This window comes from Methylibium sp. T29-B (assembly GCF_000576225.1).
GTDB lineage: Bacteria > Pseudomonadota > Gammaproteobacteria > Burkholderiales > Burkholderiaceae_C > Methylibium > Methylibium petroleiphilum.
This window is the reverse complement of sequence record NZ_AZSN01000386.1, coordinates 1-769: the sequence shown is the minus strand read 5'-3', so window position 1 is coordinate 769 and position 769 is coordinate 1. Positions and strand designations below refer to the sequence as shown.

Annotated in this window: 1 protein-coding gene; it reads right to left on the bottom strand. The window is 76.3% G+C overall.

What is annotated here, in order from left to right; all coding sequences use genetic code 11:
- Positions 1 to 629 (bottom strand): ABC transporter ATP-binding protein (locus Y694_RS22105; protein WP_036236849.1); only part of this gene is annotated, 629 nt, incomplete at its 3' end.
- Positions 630 to 769: the final 140 nt, after the last annotated feature.

The following is a 769-nucleotide window of genomic DNA, read 5'->3' as shown; positions in this document are numbered from 1 at the left end:
GGCGGCCTGTGCAGCACCAGCACGCGGTCGGCCGGCTCGGCCTCCTCGACCCAGTGCGTGGCCCACAGCACGCAGACGCCGCGCGTGCGCACGTCCTCGCGCAGCGCGGCCAGCAGGTCACGGCGCGACTGGGGGTCCAGGCCCACGGTGGCCTCGTCCATCAGCAGCACGGCCGGGCGGTGCAGGCCGGCGCGCACCAGCTCGACCTTGCGGCGGTTGCCGCCCGACAGCTCGCGTGCCTTGCGGTCCAGGTCGGTGGCGGCCAGCCCGAAGCGCGCGCTGTCCTCGGCGATGCGCTCGCGGGCCAGCGCGCGCGGCAGGCCGTGCAGGTCGGCGTGGAACAGCAGGTTGCGGCGCACGCTCAGGTCGAGGTCGAGCGAGATCTGCTGGAACACCACGCCGATGTGGCGCAGCGCGGCCGGCGCGGCGTGGCGCAGCGAGTGGCCGGCCACCTCGACCTCGCCCTCGTCGGCCGCGAACAGGCCGGTGAGCACCTGGAACAGCGTGGACTTGCCGGCGCCGTTGGGGCCGAGCAGCGCGGTGAACTCGCCGGGGCGCAGCGCGAGGCTCAGCGACTGCAGCGCCGCGCGCTCGCCATAGCGCTGGGTGAGGCCGGCGACGCTCAGCATCGCGGGCCGATCTCGCGGCGGGCGAGGCCGGGGCGGCGCATCACCGCGTCTCGGCGGCGGCGGGCGCGGTGTCGTGCTGCGGGCCGGACCCGTCGTCGGACAGCGTGCGCGAGTCGCGTCGGTGCGGTACCAGAGGTTGC